Origin of the sequence: Halomonas citrativorans, from assembly GCF_900163645.1 — a bacterium.
GTDB classification, from domain to species: Bacteria; Pseudomonadota; Gammaproteobacteria; order Pseudomonadales; family Halomonadaceae; genus Vreelandella; species Vreelandella citrativorans.
This window is the reverse complement of the sequence record NZ_FUKM01000005.1, coordinates 87,833-104,080: the sequence shown is the minus strand read 5'-3', so window position 1 is coordinate 104,080 and position 16,248 is coordinate 87,833. Positions and strand designations below refer to the sequence as shown.

Below are 16,248 nucleotides of genomic sequence, written 5' to 3'. Positions count from 1 at the left end.
ACGACTGGATACTGTTATCGGCAGCTGATTTTTAGGTTTTCACACAACCTCGGCCGATACCAGAAGCTAGCCAGAAACCCTGCCTAGCTTCCATCCAACCTACATCCCTAGTCAGCTCACCCCGCAGACAACACCGGCAACCAAAGCGCCAAAGCAACCAGCGTTGCCAATAGCACCGGCGGCGTGATCAGCAGGCCGATTTTCATATACTGGCCCCAGCCAATTTTGTATCCCTTGCCCGCTAGCACGTGTAGCCAGAGCAGGGTGGCGAGGCTGCCAATCGGGGTGAACTTAGGTCCCAGGTCATTACCAATGACGTTAGCGTAGATCATCAGCTCCTGCGTTACTGCAGGCACGTTCGCTTGATCAATCGCCAGCGCGCCGACCAGTGTCGAGGGCATATTGTTCATTATTGAGGCCACGATGGCCGATAGAAAGCCGGTGCCCAGCGTGGCGATAAAGTTATCTTGTTGTGCCAGCCACTCAAGCGCCAACGCGCCATAGTTCGTCAGCCCTGCATTACCCAGCCCGTAGACGACGAGATACATGCCGATTGAGAACAGCACTATTTGCCAAGGGGCACCGCGTAGCGCATCTGATACGGAGACGATGGCACCGCGGCCTGCTTGCCACCAGCGTCCGGCAATTGCCATTAGCAGCACGGCGGCTGTTCCCGTTACAAAGGCGATGGGAATGCCCAGCGGGGCAGTCACGAAGTAGGCGATCAGAAGTGTCGCCAGCAACGGAAACGCCACTCGAAAGATGAGCGGGTCCTTTATAGCCGAGCGCGGTGGGTCGAGGTTTTCGACGGCGTAGTGTTTGGGAATGCGGCGGCCAAAGGCTATCCACAGCACGGCCAGCGTGGCCGTTATTGACACCAAGTTCACCGGCACCATGACTGCCGCATAGCGATCAAAGCCAATATCAAAGTAGTTGGCACTGACGATATTAACGAGGTTAGAGATCACCAGGGGCAGGCTTGCGGTATCGGCGATAAACCCCGTCGCAATAATGAAGGCCAGCGCCGCAGGCGGTTCAAACTTCAGGCGCAGAAGAATAGCGATAACGATGGGCGTCAGCAGTAGGGCAGCACCATCGTTAGCGAAGAAGGCGGCAATGACCGCGCCGAGTAACACGACCAGCGGGAAAAGCAGATGCCCGCGTCCGTTGCCCCAGCGCGCCACGTGCAGCGCTGCCCAGGCGAAGAATCCCGCTTCGTCTAAAATCAGGGAAATGATAATCAGGGCAACGAACGTAAAGGTGGCATCCCAGACGATGTCCCACACCACCACGATATCAGCCAAATGCACCACGCCCATGAGTAGTGCCACTAAAGCGCCGCCCAGTGCGCTCCACCCGATACCCAAACCTTTAGGCTGCCAGATCACCAGAACCAGGGTGACGACAAAAATGGCCAGTGCCAACATGAAAGGACCTTACGTCAGTGAGTGTTTTGGTTAACGCGGCGAGAGAGTTCTTCAGCGCTCTCGACACGCTCTGAATAGCGATCGGTAAGATAGGCGGACCTGTCCCGCGTCAACCAGGTGAATTTCACAAGTTCTTCGCACACATCGACGAGACGCATATAGAGAGGCGAGGGCTTCATGCGCCCGGCATCGTCAAATTCGGTGAACGCTTTGGGGACAGAGGATTGGTTAGGGATGGTGATCATGCGCATCCAACGCCCGAGGATTCGCATCTGGTTAACGGCGTTAAAGCTTTGGCTGCCGCCAGACACTTCCATCACCGCCAGCGTTTTACCCTGAGTAGGGCGAACACCGCCCAGCGATAGCGGTATCCAGTCTATTTGCGTTTTCATAATCCCCGTCATCGCACCATGCCGTTCGGGGCTGACCCACAGCATGCCTTCGGACCACTGGGCAAGGTCGCGCAGCTCTTTTACCTTCGGGTGATCGGCCTCTGAATCATCTGGCAGCGGTAAGCCAGAAGGGTTAAAGGTACGTACTTCACAGCCGTACCAGCGCAGCAACCTCGCCGCTTCTTCGGACGCCAAGCGTGAAAAAGAGCGTTCGCGCAGAGAGCCGTAAAGCACCAGAATCCTGGGGGAATGACGCGGCGCATCGGGCCCCGTCAATACGTCCACGTCAATCGGCTGGAGCTTTTGGAGATCAATGTTGGGCAGGTCGTTGAAACTGATAGGTTCGTTCATTGGTGACTGCCCTTAAGGTGCACTACATCACCATCTTCTTTGGTAAACATCGTTACTGGGTTGGCCAATAACTCGAGTACACGCTCTGAAGGGCGGCACAGGCGTGCGCCTTTTTCTGTTACCACAATGGGGCGATTGATCAGGATGGGGTGCGCGATCATGGCGTCTATCAGTTGATCATCGCTTAATGCTGGATCATCTAGATTGAGCTCTTCAAAGGGCGTGCCCTTGCGGCGCAGTAACTCTCTTGGGGTAATCGCCATCATCGAGATCAGTTCGACCAGCCGCTCGCGACCAAGTGGTGTTTTTAGATACTCGATGACGTGCGGTGTCTCACCGGATGCTTCGATGATCGCTAATGTATTGCGTGATGTTCCGCAGGCTGGGTTGTAATAAATAGTCGTTTTCAAAAGAGTTATTCCTTCTCTGTATTGAGAGAACAGTCAGTGAAGGCCGTCAAAAGCGGCTCACAAACCTCGGGGTGGCCTGCACAGCAATCGCGAATCAAAAAGCTTAGGGTTTGTTGCATATGGCCGAGATTAGCGCGATAGATAATGGAACGGCTCTGCCGGCGAGAGTTGACCCATCCTGCCCGTGAAAGCACTGAAAGGTGCGCCGACATCGTGTTATGTGGCACCGATAACTGACGTGCAATTTCCCCCGCAGGAAGACCTTCGGGCTCATGGCGTACCAGAAGCCGAAAGGCTTCGAGACGCGTTTCCTGAGAAAGGGCACTAAAACTGGCCGTGACGTTTTTAATTTCCATATGTCCAGTATTGTAGACATATTAGGAAATAGCAACCACATTATGTTGTGTGCATTGCTTGGAATGTTAGATGTAAGCGTTGATCATCAGGCGTTGCCGCCAAAGGTTTTGCGCCAATCGCGTGGGCTAACTTGATGGCGCTGCCGGAAATGTTGGCGGAAAGACGTCGCCGTGTGAAAGCCCGCCTTTTCTGCAATCGCTTCTACCGACAAAGAGGTGGTTTCCAAAAGCTCGCGTCCACGCCGCAACCGCTCGCTCACTAGCCACGCCACGACGGTCATGCCGGTGGCTTTGTGGAAATTTCGCGTAAAGGTACGCCGGCTCATGGCGGTGCGCTCAGCAAGCTCGTCGATAGTATGCGATGCCGATAGGTTTTCTCGCAGGTAGTCGAGCAGGCGATTGATATGCGCATCTTGAGTTGAGGCGGCAACAGGTTGCTCTATGAACTGCGCTTGCCCACCTTCCCGGTGGGGCGGAACGATCATGGCACGGGCCACCTTGTTGGCAACCTGCGCGCCATAGTATTCGCGTACCAGGAATAAGCAACAATCCAGACCAGCAGCGGTACCGGCCGACGTCACTAGACGGTCTTCCTCCACATAGAGCGCATTGGTGTCTAGCTTAACGTTGGGAAAGCGGCCACTAAAATCTTGCTCGGCCATCCAGTGGGTCGACGCCCGTCTGCCATCCAACAGCCCGGCGTAAGCCAGCGCATAGGTGCCGTAACACAGCCCCACGACGTGAGCGCCACGCTCATGACAGCGGACGAGCGCCTCACACAACTCTGGCGGCGGTGCTTCATTCAGGTCGTGCCATCCAGGCACTATCGCAATATCCATGTTATCCAACAGTTCTAAACCGCCATCGGGCTTCACCGTCATCGCCCGTTCGCCTTCGATGGAATTCCCCCCAGGTGCCACAATGGAAAGATTGAACAGCGTGCGATCAGACAACGCTATACCAAACACCATATAGGGCACGGAGAAGTGGAAGGGGCTGAAGTGTGGGTGAAGGATCAGGCCGACATTGGGTAGAGACAAAGCGCGACTCCTGCTATGTGTTTTTTTAAACGATAGCACCATGGCCCGAAAGTTTCGATAAATGTCTTTCAGGCCAATTCTTTTGTTGGTTGAGCTTCTCTAAACTACTTTCCATTAACCCAGCAACAAATTGAAGGAAGTACACAGATGCTAATCAAGACCCTCGCTAGTTCTCTCGCCATCGCCACGGCTCTTATCGCCCATAGCGCATCCGCGGACTCGCTCTCTCAGGAAGCAACGCAGCAGGTGCAGCAGATCCGCAATGCGACGGTGAAAATCACCTATGGGGACACCACTTTCCTGATTGATCCTATGCTGGCCGAGCAGGGCGCCTATCCGGGCTTTGAAGATACCTACCGTAGCGAGTTGCGTAATCCGCTGGTTGGGCTGCCAATGCCGGTGGAAGATGTGATCGGCGATATAGACGCCGTTATCGTCACTCACACGCACCTCGACCACTGGGATGCCGCCGCGCAGGAGCAATTGCCAAAGGACATTCCCTTGTTCGCTCAGAATACCGCTGATGCCGAGCTGATTCGCTCTCAGGGATTCAGCGATGTGCGCATCCTTGAGGACAGCGCCGAGTTCGGCGGCGTACAGCTTCACAAGACGGGCGGCCAGCATGGCTCCGATGCTCTCTATGCTGTGCCTGAACTGGCGCAATCGTTAGGTGACATCATGGGTGTCGTCTTCGAAGCTCCGGGGCAGAAAACGACGTATTTAGTCGGCGATAGCGTATGGCGCGATGAGGTCGAGCAGGCAATGGAGCGCTACAACCCAGAGATGATCGTGCTGAATACCGGTGCTGCCGAGGTAGACGGTTTCGAAGGTGATCCCATCATTATGGGTAAAGAAGATACGCTGCGTACCCATCAGAAGGCCCCGAATGCCACCATCATCGCGGTGCATATGGATGCCGTAAACCATATGACGCTAAGCCGTGACGAACTGGCCGATTACGTGCAGAAAGAGGGAATACAAAAGCACGTATTGATTCCCGCCGATGGTGACGTCATTTCCTTCTAATCCCAAGGGCCGCTTCTTTATATAGCGGCCTGCTTCTTCTTGCCAGCCTATTGGCAAACGCTACTAAAAGGATTGATAGTATGAATAATCGCGCAATCATCGTCGTCGATATCCAGAATGAATATTTCCCCGGCGGTAAGCTGTTGCTGAACGGTATTGAAGAGGCTGCCACGAATGCAGCTAACGTCATTGAACATGCCCGGTCGGCAAACGATCTTGTCGTCTATTTTCAGCATGAATCTTCCGATCCAGACATCCCTTTCTTCACCCCCGGCACGCAAGGGGTAGCCATCCACCCCATGGTCGCGCCGTTGGGCGAGGAAACGGTATTAGTGAAGCATTTTCCTAACTCGTTTCGTGAGACCGGTTTGCAAGAGCTGTTGGACCAGCAAAATATTGAGGAGGTCGTCATTATTGGCGCAATGAGCCACATGTGCATTGATGCCACCAGCCGTGCAGCGTCGGATTTGGGTTACAAGACAACGATTATCCACGATGCCTGCGCCACGCTGGATCTTGAATTCGATGGCGTGACGGTGCCAGCGCCTCAGGTTCACGCAACGATAATGGCAGCCTTGGCATTTGCTTACGGTACGGTCACTACAACAAAGCAGTATGTTGGCTAACGCCATCGCTCTACGTGGCCGCCTCATCGCCGCCTCCGAAGCCTCTCGTATCAAGGCATTACAACAAGGCTTGGAAGACGCCACGGCGGCCTTACGCACGGTTCTCCTGCTAACTGTTCAGCACCTGTTAACCGTGCGGGTTAACCAGACTTGCCCGCTAACGTCGATAACACATTTGGCGCAAGAATCTGTGAAAGGACTTCAGGCTCTTTTTGGTCTGGCGTGTACCACAAGTAGAGAGGTACTCCTGAGCGGCCGTGTTGTTCCAAAAAAGCGGTGATGGCTGGGTCACCATTGGTCCAGTCACCTTTCATAGTGATCACATCCGCCTGCTCAAATGCTTGTTGCGTGCTGGCTATATCAATGGCTCGCTGTTCGTTCATATGGCAAGTGACGCACCAGTCTGCGGAAAAGTAGACAAAGATGGTTTGCTCCTGTTGCCGAAGTTCGGCCAGGCGGTCCGCGTCAAAGTCGAGTGTGCGTGTGGCGGGGGAATTTGCGGCTGCATTAATGGGCGCTTCGTGCCCTGCAAAAGAGCCCGGAACGAGGATGCTTCCCGTCAGCGTGAGTACGGCCGCGAGTCCTGCCGGCACCCAGCTCAAGCGCTTGCCATTGCGTTGGCGCAGGCCGGTGAACCAAAGTCCTATCGCCAGTAGTAAGATCAGAGCGAGGCTTGCAATCATGCCGTTATTGCTGAGCTGGCGGCCAAGCACCCAAGCTAACGCTAAAGCGGTTAGGAACATTGGGATGGCCATGATATGCCGAAAGGTTGCAAGCCAAGGGCCCGGCCGAGGAAGGCGGCGACGAAGTATCGGTATGAAACCAAGCAGCAAAAACGGTAAGGCAATGCCCAAGCCCAAGCCCACGAAAACCATCAGTGCGGCAACCGTAGGGAGTACCAAGGCAGCGCCAAGCGCTGTGGCCATAAATGGGCCGGAGCAAGGTGTTGCGACAAAGGCGGCAAGTACGCCCGTCCAGAAAGCGCCGGACATGCCATCCTGGCTAGCCAGTTTGGAGCCAGCATTGATGGAGCCTAGTTCAAAAAGGCCTGCCAGGTTAAAGCCAATCGCGGCAGTCAACAGCGTAAGCACCACAATGACCCGTGGGTCTTGCAACTGGAATGCCCAGCCAACGTGAGTACCGGCTGCGCGCAGAGCAATAATCGTTGCGCCCAGTATCAAGCAAACGAGGACCACACCGGCGGTATAGGCTAGCGCCTCACGCCGGACTTCGCGTTGACCACCGGACAGGCGTGCAAGGCTAAGGACCTTAAGGCTGAGAATAGGGAAAACGCAGGGCATGATATTGAGCAGAACGCCGCCGAGGATGGCACCGAGAAATGCGGTCAGTAGTAATGTAGAACTACTTTGTACGCCAGCTGTGCTTGCGTTTGGCGTTGGCGCACCATCACTACGGCTAACCAATGCTAAACCGGTTCCATTGCCCAGTGACAGAAGTGCTTCGAACTCGTCAGGTGGATTGTCTGTCTGCCAGTATTTTGCCAACTGGGTTTCAATAATCAATGTGTCGCCTTCACGACTAAAAACCTGCTCAGACGCGGGATCAACCACGTTGTCGGTGGCAACAAACAAGTGTGGATCGTTTAGTTCCACGCTGGTGGGCAAGGGGATGCTTAAACGCAGCTGGTTATCGTCGGTCGTCACAAAGCTGGCTTGCGAACCGAGAGGCCTGGGAAGCTCGCGTCGCCATTCATCGAAGCGTGCTTTGCGCTCAGGCGTAATGTGGCCATCGCCTGCGACCAGCGTAGTGGCAAGCGATGCTTCCTCTGGAATGCAAGCATCAGCGCGACAAGCCAAGTAGTTGAAGTCAACGCTAATCGGTAGTGAGGTCCCTGCGGGCACAGAGGCATCAATTTCAATGGGCAACAATAGTGCATAAGGATGTTCGTAGACATGGTTCATCAGATCGCCAGTCATTAGCGTCTGCGGTACTGGGTAAGCGGCATCGCCTACGCTGACACCTTCCGGCAATTGCCAATTGAACTGCGGTGGTAGGCCAATGCTACCCGGCTGTTTCCAATACCCATGCCAACCTGATTGCGGCTCCATGAAAACGGCTAACGTGCTGGAGGTGCCAGGTGCCGGTTGATCTGTTTCCGCTACCAAAGTGCTCTTAATCAGTACTTCGCCCGAGATGCCGGGAAACTCCTGTGCAGCGCCGATCTGGGGAGTCAGCATTAACACTAGGCAGAAAAGGACAAAATAGCGATAAAGGAACGTGGGCATTGGCTATCAGCCCGCGTGAGGCGGGCTGCTCCAGTAAAGAAAGGGGGGGGGGCCGCGCTATGGCTTGCGCGGAGTGGCTTACGCTTATTGGCTGAGGCGCTCGACAGCTTCGCCTAATGCGGTGTCTTGTGGTCCAAGCTTGTCGGTTATCTTGCCGTCAGCATCAATTAACACAACGGTGGGTATCTGCTGAACGCCGAATGCACGGTGTATATCGCCCTCGGCGTCAAGCAACACCGGTATCGCCGTCTCGGTGGTATCAAGATAACTTTCGACATCGGACTCTTGAGTCCAGAGGCCAGAAATAATGCCTACCCACTGTACGCTTTGGTCTTCGCTCAGCTGGTTGACGGTTTCGCGTACGCGGCGGCAGGCGGTGGAGGTTTCTGGCTGGCTCTCGGCAAGATAAGGCTCACACCACGTGGCAAAAAACACCACACCCAGTGGCTTGTCTGTCGTCTTCCGAGTCAGGTCGATGGTATTGCCGTCACGCGTGGTGACATCAAGGTGAGTCACCGCATCGCCCACCGTTAAAGCGTTGGCGTCGATATCCTTGACGGCGGCTCCTTCGGTCGCTGCTGAGTCGGGATCAGCGGGTTCAAGAACTGCCTGTAGCGCCTGTTCCAGGGCTTGATCGTCACGATGGCCAATGTGAGTGATGTGACCACTGCGATCAATCAGAACGTGCTGCGGGGTAACGCGTAGATTCAGCGCTTCGGCTAGCGTGCCGTCATCTACCGTGATGGGCATGGTCAGGCCCATTTCCTCGCGATAGACACGTGCGGACTCTTCGGTGTCAGCGTAGCCGGTGTTCACGGCGATGACTTGGATATCATCACCATGCGCTTCTTGAAATGCCTGGAACCCGGGCATCTGCTGGCGGCAGGGCACGCACCAGGTTGCCCAGAACTTTATATACACGGGTTTTTCGCCATATAGCGCGCCTAGATCAATAGTCTCACCATCCAGCGTGGTAATGCTCAGCTCGGGGCCTGGCTGGCCAATTAAGGATTCGCCAGCCGCTTTGGCACGCTGTTCACCATCGGCATCTTGATCATAAGCTTGATCGGCGTCTTGTTGCTCAGTGGTCTCGGTGGCTTGTGCCGGACCGAAGCAGCCGACCAACATGGCGAGCAGTATCGCCGCTGAAAGTTTCGTGTTTGCTATACGCATTGATTTCATCCTTTTGGCAAATCGTTCTGAGATAACACAAAGAGCTGACTCAAGAACTAGCACAAAGATTTAGAACAATAAAGTAGGATAGGTAGTGATTGTGAAAGACTCTATGGTCTAAAAAAAGCACCAAGTCTGATAGATTTCTATGTACCATGGAGTGATGAGTAAACTTCGTTTTTCACTTAATCGCCAAGGCGAGCAATCTCTATCAGAGCAGGTGCGGTCCAGCATTGCTGATGCCATTCGACAAGGGCATTTATATGAGGGCGCACGGCTGCCTTCATGGCGTGATCTTGCCACGCAACTGGGCGTTTCGCGAGGCACTATTAAAACGGCTTATGATCGGCTGAGCGATGATCATTTAGTCATCTCAAAAGGGGCCGCCGGCACCTTTGTTAGCTCCGTGCTACCCGCAGCACCAAAAGTGGTAGCTGAGGCCTCTCGGCTGCCACTGCCTGATCTCTATCAGGATCTGGAAAGCGCACCCAAGCTTTTTCAAGTGGGGGTGCCTGCGCAAGATGGCTTTCCCTTTAAGCAGTGGTCGCGCATCATGCTGCGCGGTTCACGACAGGCGGTGGCCGAGTCACTGCGTTACCCTGACCCACGCGGAGAGCAGATACTACGCAAGGAAATTGCTGCCTATCTGGCCGTGGCTCGCGGTCTCCTTTGTTCTGCAGACCAGATCATCATCACCAATGGATATGCGGGTGCGCTGGGCTTGGCATTGCACTTGTTGCGCCCGGGTTCACAGCGGGTGTGGGTTGAAGACCCTTGTTATCCACTCAATAGGCACGCTTTGTCTCTGGCAGGCTTTACCTCGGTTCCTGTTCCGGTAGATGACCAGGGGATTTGTGTGGAGCAAGGGATAGCGCTTGCTGCGGATGCCCGGTTGGCGATTGTGACGCCAAGCCAACAAGCACCGCTGGGTATGCAGTTGTCGCTGGCTCGCCGCCAGGCGTTATTAGCATGGGCTCAAGAAAACGATAGCTGGGTCATCGAAGATGATTATTTAAGTGAGCTGCAGTTAAGCGGCCAGGCAGCGCCCGCACTGGCCTCGCTGGACCATGACGAAAGAGTGATTCACATGGGTACTTTCAGTAAAACCATCAGCCCACGATTGCGGCTCGGTTTCATGGTGGTACCTGCGAGATTGTCGGAGCGCGCGGGAGATACGGCAGCCGCATTGTCACCCGCGTCTGCACTGCCTAGCCAGCTAGCCGTTGCGGAGTTTTTGCGCGACGGGCATTACTTGCGCCATATTCGGCGTATGAAACGTTTGTATATACAGCGCCGGAATGCGCTGCTTGCACTCATGGATAGCACGGCTTCAGTCAATCATATGGCGGGCTTGTCGCTGTTGCTCGCCCTGGCTGATGATACCGACGATGTTGGCATTGCCGAAGCGGCGGCGGCCTTTAACCTTGCACCGGCGCCGTTATCTCCCTGGTACGCCACACAAGCCAATGCGCGAAAAGGATTGCTCTTGGGCGTCACTAACCTATCGAGCCCTGCGCTTGAAGAAGGCTATCCGCCGTTGGCCGCGCTTGTCGCTCGTCATCGCTAATAGTGTATCTGCAACTGAAAAATCACTCCTATAGAACGTCGGCTTAACCAGGTCGCTTGCTGGGTATTCTTATTCTAATATATGCTTTATATACGTTTCATATATCAAGGCATTCCATGGGTATCGTAAAAATCAACGACCAGCTACACGAAGATATTCGTAAAGCCAGCTCGGTCATGGTGCGTTCGATCAACGCACAGGCGGAGTATTGGATTAAGGTGGGTATGCTGGCAGAGGCTAATCCAGGCATGACCTTCACCGACATTATGCGCGAGCAGATGCAACAGGCAGACATTGAAGTAAGGCAGGTGATCGGTGGATAACGTACCGCTGAAAAGTGCAGAAGAGTTGACGCTGATGCGCGAAGCAGGACGCTTGCTGGCGCAGGTGTTTGGTTATCTTGATACGTTAATCGAGCCGGGTGTCACCACCATGCAGATCAACGACTGGGCCGAGCGTTATATCGTAGATGAGCTAAAGGCTCGCCCGGCCAGCAAAGGGCAATACGATTATCAATATGTGCTGAATGCGTCTGTGAACCAGGTGGTGTGTCATGGCGCTCCCTCCGAGACACTCACGCTAAAATCAGGCGATATCGTTAACATTGATATCACGCTTGAGAAGAACGGCTATATTGCCGATTCAAGCAAGATGTACATGTTGGGTGAGGTAAAGCCTATTGCCAAGCGCCTGGTCGATAAAACCTATGAGGCGCTGTGGAAGGGCATCCACGCGGTTAAACCGGGGGCAACACTGGGTGATGTAGGCCATGCGATCCAGCGGCATGCGGAACAGAACGGCTACTCGGTGGTGCGTGAATATTGCGGCCACGGCATCGGCCAGGAAATGCATGAAGAGCCTGAAGTCGTGCACTACGGAAAGCCAGGGCACGGCGTGGTATTGAAAGAGGGCATGGTATTCACCATCGAACCCATGATTAACCAAGGCAAAGCCAAGGTAAAAATCAAAAAAGATGGCTGGACAGTCGTGACCAGCGACAAGTCCTTATCCGCGCAGTGGGAGCATACGGTGGCAGTGACGGCCGAGGGTGTTGAGGTGCTAACGCTGCGCGATGAAGAGCGTGTTTAATCTTTAACCAGTTAGGCGATGCAAGGTGACCTATGACAAGTCATCTGAAAACTAGCCGGGCGGACGTTAAAGCAGGTTTTTGAGAGACTGTGGTATTAAAAACTCCATGCCGTCGCTAGAAAGTAACGGCGTGGTTATTGTGAGCTCGGCTATCGCTTACAAATACTCCAGCACATCAAAGTGATCGCACCCCGGCAGCTCAATCAGCTCTGCTTGGACGTTGGCTGCGCGTAGCAGCGCTATAAAATTGTGTCCCTGCTGATGAAACGCGGGCGGGTCGTTTTCGGCAACCACAATCTGGCAGGTGGGCAGTGCGGTCAGCTCGCCAAACTGAGGGCTAAGTGCGCGTGCCTGTGCTTTGGTCAGCTTTAGGGGAGCGTTAACGTAGGTTTCTACCAGCGGCGTAAGGTCATAAACACCGCTGACCAGCACCAGCTTATCAATAGGAACCCGGCCGCTAACAGCTACCCAGTAAGCCAGTTGGGCGCCCGCGCTATGGCCTCCCAGGGTGATGGACCACACGCCGCCGCTTTCTGCCAGCGCGTGGTAGGCCGCTTCTAGCCCCTGAATGCACTGAGTAATCATGTTTTCAATGGTGTGGGTTGGGGCTAAGCCATAGCCTATTGAGGCGAAGGCCATTCCCCGTGCCAGATAGCGCTCGGCCAGAAAATCCGTGGCAGTGTGGTCAAGCTCCTGCCAGTAGCCACCGTGAATGAATACCATCAAAGGCCACGGGCCTTCTCCCGGCGGAATAAACAGGTTAAGGCACGCCGCCGGATGGTCGCCATAGGCGACCGTTATCGGTGGATGGAGGTCCCTTAGCGTGCGTCCGGCATCTGCCTGACGTGTAAGAGTGGATTCAAACTCTGACGCAAAATGGCTCGGTGAGTAGGCCAGATCCGGCGTTAGCTCTGTCATGCGTGCTCTCTATCAGGTAACGGCGCTAAGCACGTGAAATTCAGGATTTTGATACTCACCGCTTTCGACCACCTCGCGGAAGTGCTGCGCGGCCTGCCACACATCTTCGTAGCTTAAATAGAGTGGGGTGAAGCCGAAGCGCATTAAGCCCGGCTCCCGATAATCACCAATTACACCACGCGCAATCAGCGCTTGCACAATGGCATAGCCGTTCTGGGCATCTATCAACGATACCTGGCTGCCACGCTGGTCGACTGCCGGAGTAATATCTTCGATGCCGTGGGACTCAAAAATATCTGCCAGGCACTCGCGGAACAGATTGCTCATGGCCAGGCTTTTATCGCGCACGACCTGCATATCGACCTCAGCCCAGATGGCTAAAGACGCTTCAAGGGCTGCGTAAATAATCGCTGAGTGTGTGCCGGTACGAAAACGCGAGATGTCATCGGCGGGTGCGTAGTCGGCCTGAAAGGCGAAAGGTGAGGTATGGCCATGCCAGCCAGAGAGCGGTTGCCACGTGCTGTCCAGGTGGTCGCGGTGCACGTAAAGAAAAGCGGGCGCACCAGGGCCGCCATTCAGGTATTTATAGGTACAACCTACGGCATAGCGTGCGCCCACACCGTTAAGTTCGACAGGCAATGCGCCAGCAGAGTGGGCTAAATCCCAAATGACCTCGGCACCATGTTCATGAACCAGTTGAGTAGTGGCTGCCATGTCGCGCAGTTTGCCCGTGCGATAGTTGACCTGGCTAAGCACCACCACGGCCACGCCTTCCAGGTGCGTGGCAAGGTCGTCACCTTCGGGCATAAAGCGGTGCTCACAGCCGCTAACCCGACAGTAGCCTTGGGCGATATAGCCGTCAGTGGGGAAGTTGCCGCCCTCACTGAGTACCGTGCGGCAATCATCCTGGCGCTTGTCGAGGATATAGCCCAACAGTTTGAAAATATTGAGCGTGATGTTGTCCGTGACCACCACTTCACCGTGCTGAGCACCAATCACCGGGGCGAGCAGGTTTCCCAGCCGTTCGGGCGCATCAAACCAGCCCTGGTTCCAGCCTTTAATAAGCTGGGTACGCCACTGCTCCATAGAGTCATCAACCGCTTGCTTGGCCGCGACCGGTTGCGCACCAAGCGAGTTGCCATCCAGGTAGAGAACACCTTCTGGCAGGGAAAAGTGGCGTTTGAAATCTGCCAGTGGGTCTTGGCGGTCCAGCTCACGAACGGTATCCAGGCTCACGCGCATATCGGTACTCCAGCAAAAAATGTCGTCACACAGGTGAAAAGTGGGGTAAGGCTTATTGGGCGCTTGCCGTTAAATAGATGTCCTTACGCTCCAAAGTTCCGGGAAGAACTGCAGGTCGAGTGCCTTGACCAGGTAGCTCACGCCCGATGAGCCTCCGGTGCCACGTCGGTAGCCAATAATGCGCTCCACTGTTTTCATGTGGTTAAAGCGCCAGCGCTGGAAGTTAAACTCGACATCCACCAGCTTTTCGGCCAGTTCGTATAGATCCCAGTACTTTTCGCTGTTGCGATAGATCTCCATCCACACCGCTTCGACGTCGCTACTCGCGGTGTAGGGAATGCTCCAGTCACGATGGGTGATGTTTTCTGGAATATCAAAACCCCGGCGGGCCAGTAGCTGCAGCGAGACATCGTAAAGGCTGGGCGAATTAAGCGCATGCTGGAGTTTTTGGTAGTGCTTGGGCTTTGAGCGGTGTGCTTCAATCAATTTGGCGTTCTTGTTGCCCAGCAAAAACTCAATTTCCCGGTATTGATAGGACTGAAAGCCCGAGCTTTGCCCAAGGCTGTCACGAAAGCTCAAGTAATCGGCGGGCGTCATCGTTACCAGCACTTCCCAGGCGTTGATGAGCTGTTCCTGGATGCGGGATACGCGTGAGAGCATTTTGAACGCTGGGCTCAGGTTGTCATCGGCAATATGCTTGGCCGCTGCGTGGGCTTCGTGCAAGCAGAGCTTGATCCATAGCTCCGACACCTGGTGAATCATGATAAAGAGTAGTTCATCGTGCTCGTCAGAGGCCGGGTTCTGGCAAGCCAGCAAGGGCTCAAGGTCAAGGTATTGGCCGTAGCTGATATCCTGGTCCCAGTGGATGGCTTCGTTATCAACGCTGTTCTTTTTTGGAGTTTCCATCACTTAATATGCCTTTGCCGCGTCATGAGTGGTTAGCGCTTGTGCTTGAGGTTCGCCTAAATCCCAGAAGATCCCGGCGGCTAGTTTTAGCCCTTGCTCGACAATGGTTTCCAGCAAGTGTTCATCGGGGGCGTGCTGATTACATGACGGATAGGAGTGGGGCAGCCAAACGGTGGGTAGATTAAGCACGTCTGAAAAGCAGTGATTGGGAATCGTGCCGCCCAGGTTGGGTAAAATATAGGTCGCTTCGTCCAGGCTGTTTTCGGTCGACTGAGCAACAAAATTCACCCAAGGGTGATTGGGGTCCAACCGAGTAGCCGCGTAGCCGCCTAGAAACGTCAGTTGGATATCGTTAAAGCCGTGGGTGTCCAGGTGCTGGCGCAGGTTACTCTCCACCGCTTGCCAGTCGGTGCCTTTTACAAAACGCAGCTGTAATACCGCTTCCGCGTGCTCTGGAATCGCGCCTACGGTTTTGTCGGTTCTACCCGCACTCAACCCAAGAATTTCAAACGTGTTGGCCCCATATAAACGCTCGCCATCCGCTAGGGTTTCTTCGCCCCACGCTGGGTTAATCGTGGGGTCGGAGGCACCGCCGCCTACCGGCAAGTCGCGCACTAACCGGGAGACGTCTTCTGTCATCGTCGGTGCCTTGAGAAAGTCGGCCAGAATTTTGCCGCTCGGGGAAAGTAGCGTGGCGAGCGCATTACACAGCACCACCGCCGGGTTGGTAATAACACCTCCCCAGTTGCCGGAATGGCGGCCACCGTTGCCAGTGTTAAGCGACAACTTGAGTTGAACAACGCCGCGAGAGCCCAGGAAAAGGGTGGGCATGTCGTGGCGGATTCTGGGGCCATCAGAGGCCAGAAAAAGGTCGGATTTAAGCGCTTTCTGATAGGCAGTGCAGGTCTCTTCCAATCCCGGTGAGCCTATCTCCTCGCTCATTTCAAACAGCATTTTTACGTTGTAGCCTAACCGACCCTTACGAGCGTTAATCACAGCTTCCAGCGCGGTTAAATTGACGCTGTGCTGGCCCTTGTTGTCGGCGGTGCCGCGGCCATAAACTCGGCCTTCTTTAAAGGTTAGCGCCCAGGGGGCAATACCGTTCGCCCATTGGTCTTCCTGGCCATCGGTAACGTCACCATGGCCATAAAGCAGCAGCGTAGAGTAGGCGGAGTCTTCAATGCGCTCCCCCATCAGCAGGGGAGGAAAGCCGGGTTTCGGGTTCTCGATAATCTGGCAGGTGAAGCCCAGCCTTGAAAGCAGCGGGCCAATTTCTTGTTCAAGGTACGCGTTGAGTGTATCGGCACAGGCGGGGTCCTGGCTGACTGTGCGCATGGCAATACGTTTTGCCAGCGTCTTATAAAAATTACCGTTTGAAAGCTCATCACTCGCTAGCTGAATCGCCTGTTCCCGTTTTGAACGCTGCGGTGTTGTCATGGTGTGCCTTTTTATCATTGGGCTTTTAGTGGTCGTTGAGGT

Annotated in this window: 16 protein-coding genes; 5 read left to right on the top strand and 11 right to left on the bottom strand. The window is 54.7% G+C overall.

Annotated elements, in window-relative coordinates; all coding sequences use genetic code 11:
- Positions 1-116: 116 nt before the first annotated feature.
- The 5 genes from CZ787_RS02075 to CZ787_RS02055 all read right to left on the bottom strand — a co-directional run bounded on the left by CZ787_RS02075 (position 117) and on the right by CZ787_RS02055 (position 3,976).
- Complete coding sequence (locus CZ787_RS02075) at positions 117-1,427, bottom strand: arsenic transporter (RefSeq protein ID WP_087105669.1); 1,311 nt, start codon at positions 1,425-1,427, stop codon at positions 117-119.
- Between the two features lie 14 nt (positions 1,428-1,441).
- Positions 1,442-2,170 (bottom strand): arsenical resistance protein ArsH, encoded by a 729-nt coding sequence (gene arsH, locus CZ787_RS02070; protein WP_087105668.1) that lies wholly within the window; start codon positions 2,168-2,170, stop codon positions 1,442-1,444.
- Positions 2,167-2,580, bottom strand: coding sequence for an arsenate reductase (glutaredoxin) (arsC, locus tag CZ787_RS02065; protein ID WP_087105667.1), 414 nt, complete (start codon positions 2,578-2,580; stop codon positions 2,167-2,169). Before arsC ends, arsH begins: the two co-directional genes overlap by 4 nt.
- Before the next feature lie 5 nt (positions 2,581-2,585).
- Positions 2,586-2,936 carry an ArsR/SmtB family transcription factor gene (locus tag CZ787_RS02060; protein ID WP_087105666.1) on the bottom strand — a complete coding sequence of 117 codons (351 nt, stop codon included), beginning with the start codon at positions 2,934-2,936 and terminating at the stop codon, positions 2,586-2,588.
- A gap of 86 nt (positions 2,937-3,022) precedes the next feature.
- Positions 3,023-3,976: a GlxA family transcriptional regulator gene (locus tag CZ787_RS02055; RefSeq protein WP_087105665.1), complete on the bottom strand. Its 954-nt coding sequence runs from the start codon at positions 3,974-3,976 to the stop codon at positions 3,023-3,025.
- A 147-nt stretch (positions 3,977-4,123) separates the two neighbouring features.
- Here CZ787_RS02055 and CZ787_RS02050 point away from each other — a divergent pair, with 147 nt between their 5' ends.
- Together CZ787_RS02050 and CZ787_RS02045 are read left to right on the top strand one after the other, a co-directional pair.
- A complete protein-coding gene (locus CZ787_RS02050; RefSeq protein ID WP_087105664.1) occupies positions 4,124-5,002 on the top strand; it encodes an MBL fold metallo-hydrolase in 879 nt (292 codons plus the stop codon).
- A gap of 80 nt (positions 5,003-5,082) precedes the next feature.
- Positions 5,083-5,628, top strand: a complete 546-nt coding sequence (locus CZ787_RS02045; protein ID WP_087105663.1) for a cysteine hydrolase family protein — start codon at positions 5,083-5,085, stop codon at positions 5,626-5,628.
- A gap of 140 nt (positions 5,629-5,768) precedes the next feature.
- Here CZ787_RS02045 and CZ787_RS02040 read toward each other — a convergent pair whose 3' ends face one another.
- On the bottom strand, positions 5,769-7,874 hold the full coding sequence (locus CZ787_RS02040) for a protein-disulfide reductase DsbD family protein (protein WP_217883829.1): 2,106 nt from the start codon (positions 7,872-7,874) through the stop codon (positions 5,769-5,771).
- Between the two features lie 84 nt (positions 7,875-7,958).
- Positions 7,959-9,047 carry a TlpA family protein disulfide reductase gene (locus CZ787_RS02035; RefSeq protein ID WP_176372154.1) on the bottom strand — a complete coding sequence of 363 codons (1,089 nt, stop codon included), beginning with the start codon at positions 9,045-9,047 and terminating at the stop codon, positions 7,959-7,961.
- 163 nt (positions 9,048-9,210) lie between these two features.
- Here CZ787_RS02035 and CZ787_RS02030 point away from each other — a divergent pair, with 163 nt between their 5' ends.
- The 3 genes from CZ787_RS02030 to map all read left to right on the top strand — a co-directional run bounded on the left by CZ787_RS02030 (position 9,211) and on the right by map (position 11,703).
- Positions 9,211-10,614: a PLP-dependent aminotransferase family protein gene (locus CZ787_RS02030; RefSeq protein ID WP_087105661.1), complete on the top strand. Its 1,404-nt coding sequence runs from the start codon at positions 9,211-9,213 to the stop codon at positions 10,612-10,614.
- Positions 10,615-10,730: 116 nt separating this feature from the next.
- Positions 10,731-10,937, top strand: a complete 207-nt coding sequence (locus CZ787_RS02025) for a ParD-like family protein (RefSeq protein ID WP_087105660.1) — start codon at positions 10,731-10,733, stop codon at positions 10,935-10,937.
- Positions 10,930-11,703 carry a type I methionyl aminopeptidase gene (gene map / locus CZ787_RS02020; RefSeq protein ID WP_087105659.1) on the top strand — a complete coding sequence of 258 codons (774 nt, stop codon included), beginning with the start codon at positions 10,930-10,932 and terminating at the stop codon, positions 11,701-11,703. The genes CZ787_RS02025 and map overlap by 8 nt, the downstream gene beginning before the upstream one ends.
- Positions 11,704-11,859: 156 nt before the next feature.
- Here map and CZ787_RS02015 read toward each other — a convergent pair whose 3' ends face one another.
- From CZ787_RS02015 to CZ787_RS02000, 4 genes are all read right to left on the bottom strand, one after another.
- Positions 11,860-12,621 (bottom strand): alpha/beta hydrolase, encoded by a 762-nt coding sequence (locus tag CZ787_RS02015; RefSeq protein ID WP_087105658.1) that lies wholly within the window; start codon positions 12,619-12,621, stop codon positions 11,860-11,862.
- A gap of 12 nt (positions 12,622-12,633) precedes the next feature.
- Positions 12,634-13,863 carry a kynureninase gene (gene kynU / locus CZ787_RS02010; RefSeq protein WP_087105657.1) on the bottom strand — a complete coding sequence of 410 codons (1,230 nt, stop codon included), beginning with the start codon at positions 13,861-13,863 and terminating at the stop codon, positions 12,634-12,636.
- 69 nt (positions 13,864-13,932) lie between these two features.
- Positions 13,933-14,769, bottom strand: a complete 837-nt coding sequence (kynA, locus tag CZ787_RS02005; RefSeq protein ID WP_087105656.1) for a tryptophan 2,3-dioxygenase — start codon at positions 14,767-14,769, stop codon at positions 13,933-13,935.
- Positions 14,770-14,772: 3 nt separating this feature from the next.
- Positions 14,773-16,206, bottom strand: coding sequence for a M20 family metallopeptidase (locus CZ787_RS02000; protein WP_087105655.1), 1,434 nt, complete (start codon positions 16,204-16,206; stop codon positions 14,773-14,775).
- Positions 16,207-16,248: the final 42 nt, after the last annotated feature.